General features: G+C 38.5%; 18 protein-coding genes and 2 pseudogenes. 4 read left to right on the forward strand and 16 right to left on the reverse strand.

Annotation, left to right across the window (positions count from 1 at the left end; all coding sequences use genetic code 11):
• Window positions 1-527 (reverse strand): transposase (locus tag ACRD64_RS24255; RefSeq protein ID WP_430937043.1); only part of this gene is annotated, 527 nt, incomplete at its 3' end.
• A gap of 103 nt (window positions 528-630) precedes the next feature.
• On the opposite strand from ACRD64_RS24255, the pseudogene ACRD64_RS24260 reads away from it, so the two are divergent.
• Window positions 631-921 (forward strand): annotated as a pseudogene (locus ACRD64_RS24260) ((deoxy)nucleoside triphosphate pyrophosphohydrolase); the annotation flags it as partial.
• A gap of 115 nt (window positions 922-1,036) precedes the next feature.
• Here the strand turns inward: ACRD64_RS24260 and ACRD64_RS24265 are convergent.
• The 11 genes from ACRD64_RS24265 to ric form a co-directional block, all read right to left on the reverse strand.
• Complete coding sequence (locus ACRD64_RS24265) at window positions 1,037-1,375, reverse strand: cupin domain-containing protein (RefSeq protein ID WP_430937045.1); 339 nt, start codon at window positions 1,373-1,375, stop codon at window positions 1,037-1,039.
• Between the two features lie 19 nt (window positions 1,376-1,394).
• Complete coding sequence (locus ACRD64_RS24270) at window positions 1,395-2,960, reverse strand: PepSY domain-containing protein (RefSeq protein ID WP_430937047.1); 1,566 nt, start codon at window positions 2,958-2,960, stop codon at window positions 1,395-1,397.
• 2 nt (window positions 2,961-2,962) lie between these two features.
• Window positions 2,963-3,226: a DUF2024 family protein gene (locus ACRD64_RS24275; protein WP_430937049.1), complete on the reverse strand. Its 264-nt coding sequence runs from the start codon at window positions 3,224-3,226 to the stop codon at window positions 2,963-2,965.
• Window positions 3,223-3,432 (reverse strand): ferredoxin, encoded by a 210-nt coding sequence (locus ACRD64_RS24280; RefSeq protein WP_430937051.1) that lies wholly within the window; start codon window positions 3,430-3,432, stop codon window positions 3,223-3,225. The genes ACRD64_RS24275 and ACRD64_RS24280 overlap by 4 nt, the downstream gene beginning before the upstream one ends.
• Window positions 3,432-3,731 (reverse strand): hypothetical protein, encoded by a 300-nt coding sequence (locus ACRD64_RS24285; RefSeq protein ID WP_430937053.1) that lies wholly within the window; start codon window positions 3,729-3,731, stop codon window positions 3,432-3,434. The genes ACRD64_RS24280 and ACRD64_RS24285 overlap by 1 nt, the downstream gene beginning before the upstream one ends.
• Window positions 3,715-4,440, reverse strand: a complete 726-nt coding sequence (locus ACRD64_RS24290) for an aspartate/glutamate racemase family protein (protein WP_430937055.1) — start codon at window positions 4,438-4,440, stop codon at window positions 3,715-3,717. The genes ACRD64_RS24285 and ACRD64_RS24290 overlap by 17 nt, the downstream gene beginning before the upstream one ends.
• Window positions 4,441-4,674: 234 nt before the next feature.
• Window positions 4,675-5,139 carry a hypothetical protein gene (locus ACRD64_RS24295; protein WP_430937057.1) on the reverse strand — a complete coding sequence of 155 codons (465 nt, stop codon included), beginning with the start codon at window positions 5,137-5,139 and terminating at the stop codon, window positions 4,675-4,677.
• Window positions 5,140-5,157: 18 nt separating this feature from the next.
• Complete coding sequence (locus ACRD64_RS24300) at window positions 5,158-5,664, reverse strand: hemerythrin domain-containing protein (RefSeq protein ID WP_430937061.1); 507 nt, start codon at window positions 5,662-5,664, stop codon at window positions 5,158-5,160.
• A 21-nt stretch (window positions 5,665-5,685) separates the two neighbouring features.
• The gene (gene nadA / locus ACRD64_RS24305; protein WP_430937063.1) at window positions 5,686-6,618 is read right to left on the reverse strand and encodes a quinolinate synthase NadA; all 933 of its coding nucleotides are present in this window, start codon (window positions 6,616-6,618) and stop codon (window positions 5,686-5,688) included.
• Between the two features lie 169 nt (window positions 6,619-6,787).
• Window positions 6,788-7,228 (reverse strand): RrF2 family transcriptional regulator, encoded by a 441-nt coding sequence (locus ACRD64_RS24310; protein WP_430937065.1) that lies wholly within the window; start codon window positions 7,226-7,228, stop codon window positions 6,788-6,790.
• Between the two features lie 6 nt (window positions 7,229-7,234).
• Window positions 7,235-7,957, reverse strand: a complete 723-nt coding sequence (gene ric, locus ACRD64_RS24315) for an iron-sulfur cluster repair di-iron protein (RefSeq protein ID WP_430937067.1) — start codon at window positions 7,955-7,957, stop codon at window positions 7,235-7,237.
• A 145-nt stretch (window positions 7,958-8,102) separates the two neighbouring features.
• Here ric and ACRD64_RS24320 point away from each other — a divergent pair.
• Together ACRD64_RS24320 and ACRD64_RS24325 are read left to right on the forward strand one after the other, a co-directional pair.
• Window positions 8,103-8,699: pseudogene (locus ACRD64_RS24320) on the forward strand (nitric-oxide reductase large subunit); the annotation flags it as partial.
• 195 nt (window positions 8,700-8,894) lie between these two features.
• A complete protein-coding gene (locus ACRD64_RS24325; protein ID WP_430937080.1) occupies window positions 8,895-10,307 on the forward strand; it encodes a cbb3-type cytochrome c oxidase subunit I in 1,413 nt (470 codons plus the stop codon).
• 204 nt (window positions 10,308-10,511) lie between these two features.
• Here the strand turns inward: ACRD64_RS24325 and ACRD64_RS24330 are convergent, their stop codons facing one another.
• The 3 genes from ACRD64_RS24330 to ACRD64_RS24340 form a co-directional block, all read right to left on the reverse strand.
• On the reverse strand, window positions 10,512-10,775 hold the full coding sequence (locus tag ACRD64_RS24330; RefSeq protein ID WP_430937070.1) for a YidH family protein: 264 nt from the start codon (window positions 10,773-10,775) through the stop codon (window positions 10,512-10,514).
• Between the two features lie 685 nt (window positions 10,776-11,460).
• Complete coding sequence (locus ACRD64_RS24335; protein WP_430937072.1) at window positions 11,461-13,107, reverse strand: dipeptidyl-peptidase 3 family protein; 1,647 nt, start codon at window positions 13,105-13,107, stop codon at window positions 11,461-11,463.
• A gap of 107 nt (window positions 13,108-13,214) precedes the next feature.
• Window positions 13,215-13,883, reverse strand: coding sequence for a hypothetical protein (locus ACRD64_RS24340; RefSeq protein WP_430937074.1), 669 nt, complete (start codon window positions 13,881-13,883; stop codon window positions 13,215-13,217).
• Window positions 13,884-14,046: 163 nt separating this feature from the next.
• Between ACRD64_RS24340 and ACRD64_RS24345 the strand changes: the two genes are divergently transcribed.
• A complete protein-coding gene (locus tag ACRD64_RS24345) occupies window positions 14,047-14,445 on the forward strand; it encodes a DoxX family protein (RefSeq protein WP_430937076.1) in 399 nt (132 codons plus the stop codon).
• Window positions 14,446-14,618: 173 nt separating this feature from the next.
• On the opposite strand, the gene ACRD64_RS24350 is transcribed toward ACRD64_RS24345, so the two are convergent.
• A complete protein-coding gene (locus ACRD64_RS24350; protein WP_430937078.1) occupies window positions 14,619-15,800 on the reverse strand; it encodes a DUF418 domain-containing protein in 1,182 nt (393 codons plus the stop codon).
• Window positions 15,801-16,100: the final 300 nt, after the last annotated feature.

A 16,100-nucleotide genomic window follows, 5' to 3' on the forward strand; every position in this document is an offset into this window, starting at 1 on the left:
TTGTTGTATTCTTCCAGTTTGTTCTCGATATACTTCAGGTGACGGTCTATTTTGGCCTGGTTGTAATTGTTCTTTTTACTGTTCTGAGCTCTGAGCTTGGTGCTGTCGCCTGCTATCAACACGCCGCCTATCAGGTTAAAATGCCTGGCCAGGGATATGGTTGCCCGAAAAACCTTTTTGATGGGCTTGGGGTTGTCGCGGCGAAAATTGGAAATGGTATTGTGATCTGGGTTAAGGCACCCCAACAACCACATAACCTCGATGTTACGATTGCATTCCTTTTCCAGCTTGCGCGAAGAGCGTATGCCGTTCATATAGCCATACAGATATAGCTTTAATAAAACGCCCGGATGGTATCCCGGGCGACCGGTTTCGCTTTGCGCCATTTGAAAACCGAATTCCTGCATATTAAGGCACGCTACAAACTCATCAATTAACCTCACGTCATTATCTTCGGATACTGCTCCGTCGAGGTTTACCGGAAATAGATTGATTTGTTGACGATCTTGTCCTTGTATGTATCTCATGTATGTAAGATACATAATACCTGTTTTTTACTAAAAAAAACTACACCATACTTATGAACTTTATGTCAACACCTTTTTAGTTTTTAGACAGTCTGACGGTGAAACAGATGAAGAATGCCTGGCAAGGGAAATTGAGGAAGAATTGGACATTAAGGTTGAGGTCGGTGACTTTTTTATGGAGAACAATCATCATTATAAAGAAAAACACATTGTGCTCAAAGCATATTTTTGCCGTCATTTATCCGGAGATATCGTACTACATGACCATGATCAGATGGCATGGGTAAGTCCATCTGATTTGTGCAAGTATAATTTTGCCCCCGCTGATATTCCCTTTGTAAAAGCTTTACCCATATTACATCCCTCGGGGCTGGATAACAGAAAAACCTATTGATAACCGGGTTATTTATCAATATCATTCCGAAATGAGTTTTAGGATAAGTCTTTAACTTCAATCTTCTGTATTACGAAATTTTTAGTAGTTCGCTCATATCTAGCCATAGTCCAATTTATAATAGCTTGGTTTGTTTAGCGGGTCTTGGTGCTTTAGTAACCAATATCCTGGCCTGACTATTACTTTCATTACTTAAATAATGAACAATATCAGCCGGGCTTTCTATTAAATTGTCTCTTTCAAATACCGCTGATTCCTCGCCCACATGCACGGTCGGTGTTCCTTCCAACACATAAAAGGTTACATCCACAGGTGTTTTGTGTGGTTTTAGGGTTTCCCCTGGTTTTAGGGTAATATGCATGATCTGAGCCGATGCATCATTATACATTTGTCTTACTTCCACGTTGTGGGGATTTTCCTTTAAAGGTTCTGTTTTGTAATTTCTTGAAATCATTTCTTGAAGTTTTTTTATTTTACAAGGTACGAACTTTCTCGTGTTTCTTTTTCTTTCTGTGCCGTTTTCGCCAAAGCAAATAACCACTCAAAACTACCGTAATTCCTACCAATGCTGAGACTGGAACGATGAAGATATAAAAGATACCCGTCTGCTGCTGAAAAAATCTTCCGGTGTGTATTTCAAGTGATAAATTCCATAACGACATTTTTGATTCTGATAACATATGATCTGGCATTTTCGGAAATGGGCGGTTGTGGTACAATGGAATAATTCCTTTATCGTAATCAACCATATATTGATGACCATTCGCGTCGGTTAGGTAACCCGTAATTTTAAAATCACCAATGGGACGACCAGCAGTGTTTCCCTCATATATCTTTCCCTGTTGTGCATAATTATATATTTCAGGATGCAAAGGATGCCAAAGAAACAACCCGCTAAAAGAACCGATTAAATATGCGCCGTTATGGAATGGTTTTAGGGCGTTTATGCCCATAACACTAACAGGTGGTTGAATTTTAAATGGCATGGGTTTAAAGTTATTTGCGGACAAATAATACATACCTTCTGATGTTGAAAGTAAAAACCGGTTGTTGTCGGCATCATACAAAAGATCTCTCAATTTATCGTACCAAGGATTGGCTTGGTCGAGGTGCGAAAATTTAAGGGGTGCTACCTTTGATTTGGCAATTGCAATAAGCAATGGAGGGCGCAAGAACATTCCTGTAAAAAATAGCACAATCAGTGCCATAAAAGTCCAAGCACCCATATAATTATGCCATTTTAACGACCATTTGTTTATACCTATTATTAGCGCATATTTTTTTGATTTCGTTCTTCGCTTCTTAGCCCATCCCGGAAAGAAGAAATAAACAATTCCTGTTAACGATAAAAATAACGTTATGACACCCAGTATATCCACAAATAACTTCCCCGGCAAACCAAAAATTTCGCCGGAATGAATTTGCCATATTGTTTCAAAGAGACTTACTTCTTTTTTATAACCAACAGGTTCTTTTAATTCAATCTTATTAAAATTCGTTTTTAAGCCCCTGGATATTCCTTTAAACATAAAGGAACGGTTTAAAGCAAAAATTGTGTCACCCACACTCTCAATGGCAACAAACCTTTTTATATCAACATCTAATGGAAATTTATTCCAACTCCCCTGATTAAAATTATAGGCATATAACCCAAAATGTGTTGCTGCATACAAATTCCCGTCTTTGGATTGATGAACATCAAAAATTTTTCTGTTATCCATACCTTTAGGAAAACCTGAATTAAAAGAAGTATAATTCGTACAAGCTGAATCGGTAAGCCAGATACCGATATTCCCATATACCAGAATACTGTCTTTATTGCGTATAAGATTCCCTTTTAGGGCACTATTGTTCCAATTGTTATAGTGAAAGTTTTCGGGAAGTGCGGTTCGTGCTATGTCCCAACCTGAAAAGAACTCCCGATGGTTCATAAAAATACCTGTAATGCCATAATACAAGAGCAAAAAGGCGATTATTAATCCAGGCCATTTATGGAATTTCTTATAGGTTTTTGCTAAGGTTCTTTGTGATTTTACCATTCTCAATCACAATTTTCCAATTCAACAATATGGTAACCTTTTTTCTCAATTTCCGAAACCACAGCCAGTGCAGCTTCTTCCAGATGACAGAACTCACATTCCTTTGTGCTTATTTCTGCTGATTTCACATCTTTTTCTTTCAGGTAGTTCTTCCCGAAAGCATAAATAACCGATTCTTCTTTCAATGTTTCCGGTACTAAAATATCAAAATGCATTTTCTTACCATCGCTACGCTGCACATATGTATCCCAAACTGCTACCTTCATTTTTCTTCTTCAATTTTAATTATGCCTGTGGGGCAGCTTTCTGCAGCTTCCCGAATCTCAAGTTCATATTTATTGTAATCCACGTCGGGCATTACTACCATCTTACCGAATACCTTAAACACTCGTGGTGCAAAAGACTGGCATAGCATGCAAGCCACGCAGGTATTTACCGTATCGTTTCTCCAAACTTTCTTTATTCCCATCATCAATCATCATAACCTGCCTGACAAGATAAACACGCGTTGGCGTAGGCATCATATTCATCAAAAGCGGGACCGGGATTTCCGTTTATGGTTATTACTCTGTCTATTCTGACATTTTCATCTGATTGAATATTCATAAATTCACCTGATTTGTTTTTTAAAATACCTTTTAATTTCCCATTAGATTCTTCTAATGATTGATTTTCACCAAAATATACTACTCTTACCACTTGCTGCATAAATGAGTCGGTAATTTCAAAAAAGACCGGATTAACCGGTAAATATTTATTTTTCGCTTGCATTGTTTTCAGATTTTAAACATTCATTAATAATAGCATTCACATGAATACATGTTGTATTCAAGAAGGGCAAATTCAAATACCTATCTTCGGTAAACATTAAAGGAAATTCCGTACAGCCCAGTATTACAGCATCAATTCTTTGTTTTTCCTTCAGATCTTCTACAATTTCAAGTAACTCTTGTTTTGTTTTTTCTTTAAAAATGCCTAATTCAAGTTCGTCAAACAGCTTAGAATGAATGAACTCTACCTGTTGTTCATCCGGTACAAATATTTCAATGTTGTATTCCTGAAAAACCTTTTGATAAAAGTCCTTTTGCATGGTAAATTTCGTACCCAATAAACCGCACCTTTCTGCGCCAATAGATTGAGCCTTTTGAGCACAAACTTCCAGAATGCTAATTAACGGTAAATCAACCTGGCCTTGAATTTCGTTGAACAACAGATGAGGTGTATTGGCGCTCAACACGGCAAAATCCGCCCCGGCATTTTTTATACCGTTTAAACAATCGGCCAGGTAATCGGATGCTTTGTCATACTTATCCTCTTCGAGTAAACCAATAAACCTTGACATGGTAACACTATAAAGAACAATCTCTGGATAATTCAAGCTGCCATTGCCATTTATTTTATCGAAACCTTTAATTATTTCCTTGTAATAATCTACGGTAGCCTCCGGTCCTAGTCCCCCTAAGATTCCTATTGTTTTCATTTGCCGTAATTTATTGTTTAGTTTTAACCCGGCTTATGCATTAGAACTTCGTCATGAACATTGAAAGGGCAATCTTACTGTTTTTCTTCGTTCTCGTGCGATGAAGTGAAGCAACGAAGTGTCTTGTTCTGAAGCAATTTCAATGTGTAATAGATTTTTTAATACATATTGCAGGTTTAATCGTTATGCGCTCTAATAAGACTGGTCTTTTGGTATGCTGTTTATTTGTAAATCCTACTTCTGCGATAGAAATTTTTCATTGTTATTTAAAACCTTAAATGACAATGCTATCAGCAAAACAAGTTTACTTGTTTCAAACAAAATAAAAATCAGGTGGACCGCTGAACCCGATGGCCTATCGCCTGCGATTATTTGTTCGGCTCTTTGCAACAACTGAGGTAAAAGCCAAAGAGATTGCATCAATAATATGATGTTCAGCAGCCAGAACATGATACGATGAGAAGACAGACTAAAAACCCGCTTTCTATATGTTTGAAAAAACAATACCCAAACAATCAACAGAATTAACAATTCAATACGATTTAATACCGTAAAGACCAAACTTCCAATACTTAAACCAATTTCCCTGGTTACCCCATTTGCCCTAAACTTTAACCATGCTTCCAGAAAGCTGATGGCACTTATTAACCCTGCCCAAAAAGCAAAAAGAAAAGCAATAAATTTTTTATGAATACTCATTGCACTGAATAGTTCATATTACATAAATTTCAAATCAACCATTTTCATTTCCTTATTTAGCTCTGATTCAATCTTCTGATATCTTTGGTTCACCAGATCTTTCTGTTCATCACTTAAAGCTTCTTCGGCCATTGGATATAGAACGTTATCTTCCTTATAAATATGCTGTTGCAGCAAGAAGCAATATCCTCTTGCATTTTCAAGTATTTGCCTTGTATCGGAATTGGTTAACCCATCGTCCATACCTTTTACATACTTACGCCCTTCATCATGCTCATGAAGCATTACGGGAATAGGGTTACAATGTAAATTTTCGATATTCTCCAGCATGGCTTTAAAAAGAATATCCTCTTCTTTGGCGTGATGGAATTTATCAGCGTAGTTTTTAATAAAATCAATCGTCTTTTGGAAAAAGCCTATCTCTAAAACCTTTCCGTTTTCAATTTCATTACATTCTTTAAGCACGGCATCTATAACTTTCAGTATTGTTTGATGCTCATCAGATAAAATTTTTGTGATATTCATGTATGTAAGTTTTTTATTGTTTTATGATAAATCCAACATTTTTTGAATCGGAACCCTCGCTTTTTCAATGATGTCACTGCAGAGGTTCACCTCAAATTGTTCATAAACCAAACTATCGCATATTTTTTCAAGTGTATGCAGTTTCATGTACCTGCAGTCGTTGCATCCGCAGGTTGAATCGATGGGCGGTGCCGGGATGAAGTGTTTTTCCGGGTTTGCTTTTCGCATCTGGTGCAATATCCCTGATTCAGTTGCGACAATAAACTCTTTGCACCCTTCAGCTTGCGTAAACTTTAATAATGCCGATGTAGAACCGATAAAATCTGCTGCAATCTGGATAGGTTTCTGGCATTCCGGATGGGCAATTAATTTGGCGTTGGGGTATTCTTCTTTTATTTCCAGAATTTTTTCCAGAGAGAATTCCTCGTGAACATGACATGCCCCATCCCATAGCACCATATTTCTGCCTGTGATGCCGTTCAGGTAGTTACCCAGGTTTCTGTCGGGTGCAAATATTATTTCACGATCAACAGGGATACTATCAATAACCTGTTTGGCATTGGTCGACGTGCAAGTTATATCTGTTAGTGTTTTTATTTCCGCCGTTGTATTTACATAAGAAACCACTACGTGATCTGGGTATTTTTCCCTAAAGCGTTTAAAATCTGCATAAGAGCAGGAATCTGCCAGGGAACAACCGGCTTCCGGATCGGGAATCAACACCTTTTTCGATGGCGAAAGAATTTTTGCGGTTTCAGCCATGAAATGGACCCCTGCAAATACAATAATATCAGCATCTGTTTCCGCAGACTTTCTTGATAAATCAAGGCTGTCACCCACAAAATCGGCTATATCCTGAATTTCACCATACTGATAGTAATGTGCCAGAATGATTGCATTCTTCGCTTTTTTAAGCTTTTTTATTTCATTGATGAGTCGATTATTTGGTTTCATGGTACTTCCCTCCGTTCCTTTTTAATTTCCGTTTTACCATTCGATCGCGCTTTCGGTCCACTATCTGAATGGAATAGAATGTCTTCAATATTTTCCGTTACTGCAGTTAATCCCATCAGATATCTGGAAAGTCCGTTTTCCGATAGTTCCTTTCATAAAGGGTATATTGTCATCCAGATAATCTATTTAATACCGCTTCGCCTTGTTTGATTTTTTGCGATAAGGATTTGATGGTTTCTGTTTGAACTATCGCAAAAAATCCATCCCGAACAACTTTATATTGTTCATGCAGGGGACAAGGGTTATCGTTATTACAGTTTCTTAACCCAAAACCGCATTTATGAAAACAGGCATCTCCTTCAATAACATGAATTACATCGTACAGGGTCAAATCGCATTGGTTGTTGTTAAAGAAAAAACCACCACCTCTGCCTTTCATGGAATCCATCAACTTATTTTTGGTAAGTGTCTGGAGGATTTTGGCCGTATAAGATTCGGGGGCCTCTATTTCTTTGGCAATTTCCCCTACACCGGGTCTTTGTTGCTCCCAGTTACATAATTGCACATATACTAAAGCCCTAATGGCATACTCGGTGCTTTTGGATAACATAGTATCTTAATTTATAAGTTCGTTTTCAATAATTAAAGCTTTCTTAAACAGGATGTTGTTTTCCAAATGTATATGCCGGTGTAAATCGTTTTCAAACTCTTTTAAGGTTTGATAGGTAACTTGGTATGTACCGCAGCCATCGGGTGGGCAGGTATAGGAAGATGTAAGTGTCGATATTTTTTCAAAACGCCCACCCTCCGTTTGATGTTCTTCATCCAATAAGTCTATGTTTTTTTGTGCTTCCCCAAATTCGCTATCCCCCTTCAAGGCTTCCTTTTTATATTTTACCATTTTGCGGATATATGGAAACAGCATTAATTCTTCTTTCTTCAGGTGCATGCTTAAATTTGCAGCTGCACCATCAAACAATTCTTTAACCTCATAAAGCTCCGGATGGTTAGCCCCGTGAACATCGCATAGCTTCTGCAATTTCTGTTGGATAAACGGTATATTCTCGTTCACATAAGAATGGTGCCTTTTTTCGATGTAATCGCATAATTCATCAAGTTCAAGACTGTCAATGTATCTTGAATCGGCATCATTTTGTTCCACCTTGGCTTGTAATTCAGGAACTAATAGCCTGGCATCAATATTGGATTTTTTGCAGGCTTCACCCAAACTGATTCCCCCTCCGCAACAAAAATCAATGCCATTCTTCTCAAATATCTGAGCTGTTTTGAAATTCGCTTTTACAATGTCTCCAACGCTTGTTTTAATATCTATATCCATGTTTCTTGTTTTTATTTCTGCAAAGATAAACATTTTTTATAAAAGGACACTCATGTCCTTTTATAAAAAATGTTATACATTTGTTCAAACTTTAAATCTAAGAAATATGAATACAAGAAAACTTTGGATTGGATTTATCCTGGTGATGGTAATTTCATTCGGGATATTAGGTTACTATGGTTGGGAGATTTACCGGGAAGCTCCGCCCATACCCGAAAAAGTAGTTAACAATAGCGGCAAAGTGCTATTTACAGGCCAAAACATCAAGGACGGTCAGAATATTTGGCAATCTATTGGAGGTCAGGAGTTAGGAACTGTGTGGGGACATGGTGCATACCAAGCGCCAGATTGAACCGCGGACTGGCTTCACCGTGAGGCCATGTACATTTTAGACAGGTTTGCACAATCTGAATTCAACTTAAATTACGATGACCTTACGGAAGAAAAACAAGCCATGCTTGAAATCAGGCTTCAGAAGGAAATGCGCACCAATACCTATGATAAATCCACAAAGACCTTGCATATTTCAAATCTGCGAGCAGATGCCATTGAATTTGTAAGCAGTCATTATACTGCATTATTCATGGACGGCGAAGCGCTTACCGATTTACGCGAAGCCTATGCCATTCCTGCAAACAGCATAAAAGATGCAGACAGGATGGATAAAATGAATACCTTTTTCTTCTGGGCTACATGGTCAACGGTTACAGAACGTCCCGGGCAGGAAATAAGCTATACCAATAACTGGCCACCCGAAAAGCTAGTTGCCAACGAGCCAACGGGTGATTTACTTCTTTGGACTGGTTTTAGCGTAATTGTACTTTTGGTGGGAATTGGATTATTGGCCTGGTATTATGCTACCAACAGAGAAGAGGATGACGAAATTGCTAATGTTCCAGCAGTGAACCCGCTATCCGGTGTTAAACAGACGCCTTCGATGAAAGCAACCTTAAAATATTTTTGGCTGGTAACAGCGCTCATTATAGTACAAATTATCATGGGCGTAATTACCGCCCATTTTGGTGTTGAAGGAAATGGATTCTATGGTATACCTTTAGCAGACTTTTTACCGTATTCCGTATCAAGGACATGGCATATACAGTTGGCAATTTTTTGGATAGCTACTTCTTGGTTAGCAACAGGCTTGTTTATCGCTCCTGCTGTTTCCGGCAATGAACCAAAATTTCAAAAACCTGGTGTTGACATACTGTTTGGCGCTCTACTTGTTATTGTGCTGGGCTCTTTGGCCGGACAATGGATGGGGATTATGCAGAAATTAGGTTTGGCTCAGAACTTTTGGTTCGGACACCAAGGATACGAATACGTGAACTTAGGTCGCTTTTGGCAAATCTTCCTTTTTCTGGGTTTGTTTATCTGGCTGTTTTTAATGGGACGGGCACTACTGCCGGCTCTTAAGGAACGTAACGAAAACCGTCATTTATTGTTGATGTTTTTAATTGCTTCCATCGCAATCGCAGCTTTTTATGGTGCCGGATTGATGTGGGGACAACAAACACACCTCGCTGTTGCCGAATACTGGCGTTGGTGGGTAGTACACCTTTGGGTGGAGGGATTCTTTGAAGTGTTTGCCACTGTGGCTATCGCATTTTTGTTTGTTCGTATGCAACTGATTAAATCGAGTATAGCTACATCAAGCGTCCTGTTTTCAACTATCATATTTCTTTCAGGGGGAATCTTAGGCACGTTTCACCACTTATATTTTACGGGAACGCCCACCGCCGTGTTAGCCCTGGGCGCAACATTTAGCGCATTGGAGGTAGCCCCGCTGGTGTTTATGGGTTTTGAGGCCTATCACAACCTAAAACTTAGCCGGGTGAGTACTTGGGTAAACGCCTACAAATGGCCCATCTACTTTTTTATTGCAGTTGCGTTTTGGAATTTATTGGGAGCCGGAATATTTGGATTCTTAATCAATCCTCCCATTGCGCTTTACTATATGCAAGGCCTAAACACGACCCCTGTTCACGGTCATACTGCTATGTTTGGCGTATACGGTATGCTAGGTATTGGACTGATGTTATTTGTTCTAAGGGATATGGACTTAAAAGTAGATTGGAAAGAAAGACCTATTAAAATCGCATTTTGGTCAATGAATATCGGATTGTTACTAATGGTTCTCATTAGTGTTTTACCCGTAGGGTTGGCGCAAACGGTGGCCAGCGTTAAACATGGTTTATGGTATGCCCGTTCGGCTGAATTCCTGGGAACCCCGACTATGCAAAACATACGTTGGCTCAGAGCTATCGGAGATACCATCTTTGCTGTTGGAGCCTTATACTTAGGATATTTTATCTTTGGACTTAAGGGAGGATGGTCCATCAAGAAGTAAAAAATCTAATTACATTGAATGAAAGCCTGGCAATCGTCAGGCTTTTTTATTCGGTATTAATAATGCTTAGTATTTTATTGATCTGGAATTTTTTTTCAATGCGTTCAAACTGAAAGATATTACCGGATGCATATATAAATTGTTTTTTAAGGTCTCTATACAAGTTTTGTATTCTTTAAAATATGTATTATTGTAATCTTAGGTCTATTGCGTATCGTAATATTTTCTCAATTGCCTTCTCACATAAAAAAATCGAATAATTCCAATGACAAATAATAATGGTGCGACCACCATTAAAAAAAATCCAATATTCATAATATCACTCAGTGCTTCAATTTTAATAATTGCTACGCCCGAGCTAAGAAAAACGATTGAGGTTCTAAAATAAGCTAAAAAAGTCCGTTCATTGGCCAGACGAGTCCGTTCGATCGCCAAAGCATCAGTTTTACTCAGTTTGACTTTTTCCATAATATTGCACTTAATTTTGCACTTAGTTACGCAGTTGTTTTTATACTTTTTCTTTTAACCCGGAATATGCATTAGAAAATCTATTACACATTGAAATTGTTTCAATACAAGACACTCCGCTGCTTCACCTCAACTCACCATAACGATGCTCCCGAAAGTAATCGGGACAAGTGATGCCTCGTTTCAGTAAAGCCTTGTTTTATTGCACTTTCAATGTTCACGACAAAGTTCTAATGCATAATCCGGGTTTAATAATTATTGTATCACACAGAACTGAAGTTCGGGAAGCACAAATTTAAGTCTGTAGAAATTACCTTCTGTAATTAAAAACAAATCGGCTCCATAACCGCCTTTCAAAAATCCAGATTGCTTAATCACAGATACCTTAAGTTCTGATTTTAAATCGTCAATAGAATTGCTGTAATGATCATTTACATTTTATCTACTGTTACGTTTTTTTCATATCCTTCAGTTGTAATTGCTTAGTTAGTGAAAATCTTTTGCAAATAATTTTCCATATATCTTCTCATTAAGTTTAATCTGTGCTATCTTCCGGAACGGTATGCCGTTGGTGGTTCCCTATCCTGGGTAACAAAAGTAACTGCTATGTGTATATTTAAAGGGTTATTAATAGAAAAATCGGTTGCTATGCTCCACGTTCCCTGTACCCTCCCCCGGGGGGAGGCTATAAATCAAGCATCTCCACACCTTGTTCAAAAACAATGTCGCGAGGAATTCCGGCGGCAGCTATCTTGTCCAGGTCAGCTTGTAACTCTGGTTGGATAAAACCCATTTCTTTGATCATCTTCTGTGCTTTGGTATAGTCGCCATCGCCTTGCATCACCAAGATTTCTTTGGAAAGGTCGATCATGGCAGCACGCATCTTATCAAAGTCCACTTTATATTTTCCGGTGCTTGTATCTTTGGTAAAAGCTTCTTTCTCCTTAAAATAGTTAAAACGAATCATATTGGCTTTACCGTGCGAGCTGGAAGCACCAAAACGTATAGAACGGAACAGTCCGGCCATAAAGGTCACGTAGTTGTCCGTCAGCACCTGGTCTTCGCCCAACTCGTTCATTTGGGTTAACATATCCACCATATAAAGTCCAAGTATATCGGCTTTGCCTTCTTCAATGGCTGTCGATGTTTCTTTTAAGGCCTCACGAACCGTTCCGGCACCGTCCAAGGTATTTTTAATTCCCAGCCCGTGCGCTACCTCGTGGAACATGGTGTTCTCAAAAAAGGCATCAAACGTTACGTTCTTTTGCTGTTCTTCTGCAATCAACAACTTGCTGATGGGTACCAAAATCTTGTCGAACTTAGCCTTCATGGAATTTTTCAACTGCAGTTTACGACTTCCTTTTTGCAGATGTACTTTCGGATCGTTGGGTAGGTTGATGGCAATGGTCTTGCTTCCGGCATTGCAGTCGCCACCATAATAAACCACATCGTAGGCTCCCAAATCAGAGTCACTTCCCGGAACTTCGGCTTTGTATTTGGCATCCACCGGCAACCCTTTTTGCAACTCAGGCAATAAAGAAGCAAAGTGCGCTAACTTATCCGACCATTCCATGTCCTTGATTAATATGTATGATTCAAAAGCTGTCTTTGCTCCATAAAGCGCATCTTCGTAGTTTTCAATGGGGCCAACCACAAAGTCAATCCTGTTGTTTTTCATGCTCATCCAGGCCAGTTCGCTTTCAAAGTATTCGCTATCCATCAATGCTACCGCTCTTTTCTCCAGATATTCTTTAAAACCTGTATCATCGGCCAAAGTTGCGGCCTGCTTAAGCAAGCCTGCTACCTTTTCTAACTCATCGGCATAGGCCACATGATAGGGTACCACTTTTAATTTGCCATGCTCATCTCGTACAATAATGGTGTACAGACTGTTTTTGGTCTCATCTTCCAAAGCATCAAACTCTTCCCTGGTCATATCTTCAGGGTAGAATTGAGCTCCGGCCGGCTTGTCTCCTATTCCTTTAATAAAGGACGCATTTCCATTTAATCTTTCCCAGGGCCCATAGTTGATTTCCAGGTATTTTTTAGTGTACTCATCGTCTATCTTGCACATCAAAGCATCCTTATCGCCCCAGGCTTGCTTCCAGAAAAGATCGTCCATTATTTGAGCGGCCTCAAACAACAAGGGTAACATCTTCTTTTGATTGGCAGATAAGTTAGATACATCTGTTGTCAGTTTAAAAGCAGTAAACTCTTCTACTTTTTCTTTTACATTAGGTATAGATGCGATGTACTTGGTTTCCTCCTTTTGAGGGGATTGAAAGGAAAACAAAAACGCCGCACAACCTAACAGGTACAAATAGTTTTTCATTTTATTCTATGTTTTGTTGTTGGATATTATTGGGGCAAATATAGTTAATTTTAGCAGGTAGTATTTTAGTCGACAGTCAGAGTCAGACGACTGGTGACTGGAGAGTTTTAGGTACTGTCCCACAGGGGTACGCCCAAAAACTGACTAATGGTTTGCGCATCTTCCCTGAGCGAATCTATCTTGGCATGATCCATTACGTTAACCCGGGATTTATCCTTGCAAACCAGGTTTAACTCATAACTATTGTAATTACCCTTGTCGCTTCTAATCCTTTCCTTAATAATTTGAAGGGCATAAATGGCGGAGAGTTTGGTAAAATGTTTGTCTTCATTTGGATTATAAACCTCTCGAGGCCCTTTTTTACCAACCCAGTAGTAACCTTGTGTTTTATCAAAGTACTTTTTTTGAACCATAAAAATATTGAACACTATGGAAATTACGCAGAATAAAAGACCTCCGCCAAATAAAAAATAATCCTCTTCCTGAAACTGCCATGCCACTTCAGACAGTTTATAAAGTGAATAAGCTATCATCACAGCCCCGGCTATCATAAATATATGCGCAAATATTTTGGACATCAAGGTTGGCTGTACTTCGAGATTATTCTCATCTACCTTTATTACCTTATGTGTTCTAAAATTGGCTCCCCCGTTTTTCAGGGGAACCCAGCTAACCTTGGTTGCCAGCGTATCCTGAAATATTTCCGGATGAACCACTTCTGCTTGGGTTGCTTTGCGATATTCTTCTTTTACTTTCTTTACCAGTTCATTAAACATATGCTCTCATTTTATTGATGATACAGCGTATAATCAAAATTAATGAATTAAAACCAGTGAATGAAGAAAAATTAAAAGAATGGAAAGTTAATAAGCGTGGGTGGAATGAAACATTTTATTCGATTTCCTGTTATTTTTTCTGTGAACAACAAAAAAGACATTCATGAGACAAAATAATGATTTAGGATTGCTAATCATCAGATTTTCAGTAGGAATTTTAATGTTGTTGCACGGAATAGCAAAACTAAAAGGAGTGGATTTTATAGGTGGAATGTTGGCTGCCAAAGGATTGCCCGAATTTATGGCATATGGTGTTTATGTGGGAGAAATTATAGCTCCAATATTGATCATAATCGGATACAGAACCCGCCTGGCGGCATTTATTTTTGCAGGAAATGTGGCAGTAGCTGCTTACCTGGCTTATGCCAATGATATTTTTTCCCTAAACAAACACGGCGGATGGGAATTAGAATTATTGGGATTGTATTTTTTTGGTGCTTTGGCCTTGATATTGATGGGAGGCGGAAAATTTGCTGTTTCGAGGCATAACAGTTGGGACTGAATAGTCACCAGTCAAAAGTCAATAGTCATTAGTGACCTTTAATTATTGGACGAGTCATTAAAAACGAACCTGCAAGTAAGTACGGATAATAAACGGTAGGTAACTCTAATGTGGAGATAGCTGAAGGCCTTAATCTGCCTTTCACCTATCTCCAAAATCCTATACCCTAAAACCTACTCCCTTTTCCCAATCTTTACCCAAGTGGCCTTATGCCATAAATGCTCAAGCGGACCATGTGTAAAACGCTTTGCCCACCATGTACAAAACACTCCCATTAAAACAGCCAGAAGTAAGCCAATTAAAGTACTGTATGTTGCGCCGGTGTATTGGTACATCGCTAAACCAAAACCATAATAAATAGTAGCGCCCATTATCGACTGAAAAATGTAATTGGACAGACTCATTTTTCCGATTGGTGAAAATATACCCAGGATTTTACTACCGACTTTACTCCAAAAGAACATTGTAAAAACGGAAACCAATACAAACATAAAGGCTATGTTGGTCCACGGTTTTTCAAGGGTCATAAAAGCACGCTTTAGCGCCTTAGTGGTTAAATAACTTCCGGCATTTTTTTGAATCACAAACAAAACAATAAATACGATGGCCGAAACAATTAAAGTCCGCAGCCAAAACTTTTTATTTTGACTGTTTTCAGCAAACAGTTGCTTCCTTCCCATCAGCATTCCGATCATGAACAAAGCCAACATGTGAAAGAATCGACCGTTTTCCCAATTCCAAAGTACCACCGCTGTTTTTCCATTGGTTAGGTTTCCGTAAATGGTGGTCCAAAGCGAGTGGTCTTTTATATATGGAGCCATCTTACCAAAATAAGACCATGACAATGGATTAGCTATTTCCATCTCAGGATTTTGAATAACGGTAAACAAATGCCAAAGGTTAAGCGGTTGGATAAACAAAAGAACAGCCACCACCAAAACTACCTTATTATTTACCCTGGCAAATGGAATGAGCAAAAAGCCCACCGCTGCGTATAACGTAAGAATATCTCCTTGATAAAAAGCAGAATTTATGATTCCAAAACCCATCAACAATACCAATCTCCATGCGAAACGTCCTCTAAAATCTTTACCTTTTTTCTCCTGATTGTTGGTTTGAATAAAAAAAGTCAGTCCAAACAACATGGCAAATATAGCATATGATTTTCCCGCAAACAGAAAGAACAAAGTATCCCAAACACCTTTATCCATACTTACCATCCATACGGGTAAACCTGGTGGTTTAAAGTAAAAATCGAAATGTTCGATATTGTGTAGTAACATGATGGACACAATGGCAAAACCACGTAGGGCATCAACAACATGATAACGAGGAGATGTAGATTGATATGTCATTTGAAAAAACGAACAATGAGGCACAGAGGCGCAGAGATTATTTAATAAATTTAACTAGCGTAAAACTAATTAACCAATATGATTTTTTGCATCTTTCTTCTGTATTTTAATAGTTGGTTTAGATAATTTAAAGTAAATTAAAAGGTTAATTTAACCCGCAATATGCATTAGAAAATCTATTACACATTGAAATTGTTTCAAAACAAGACACTCCGCTGCTTCCCTTCAACTCACCAGAACGATGCTCCCGAAAGTAATCCATAGCCGTTAACTTAAGGGAACCTATTGGTACAAAAACAC

It is taken from the genome of Saccharicrinis sp. 156, assembly GCF_050589685.1.
In the GTDB taxonomy this organism is placed as follows: domain Bacteria; phylum Bacteroidota; class Bacteroidia; order Bacteroidales; family Marinilabiliaceae; genus Saccharicrinis.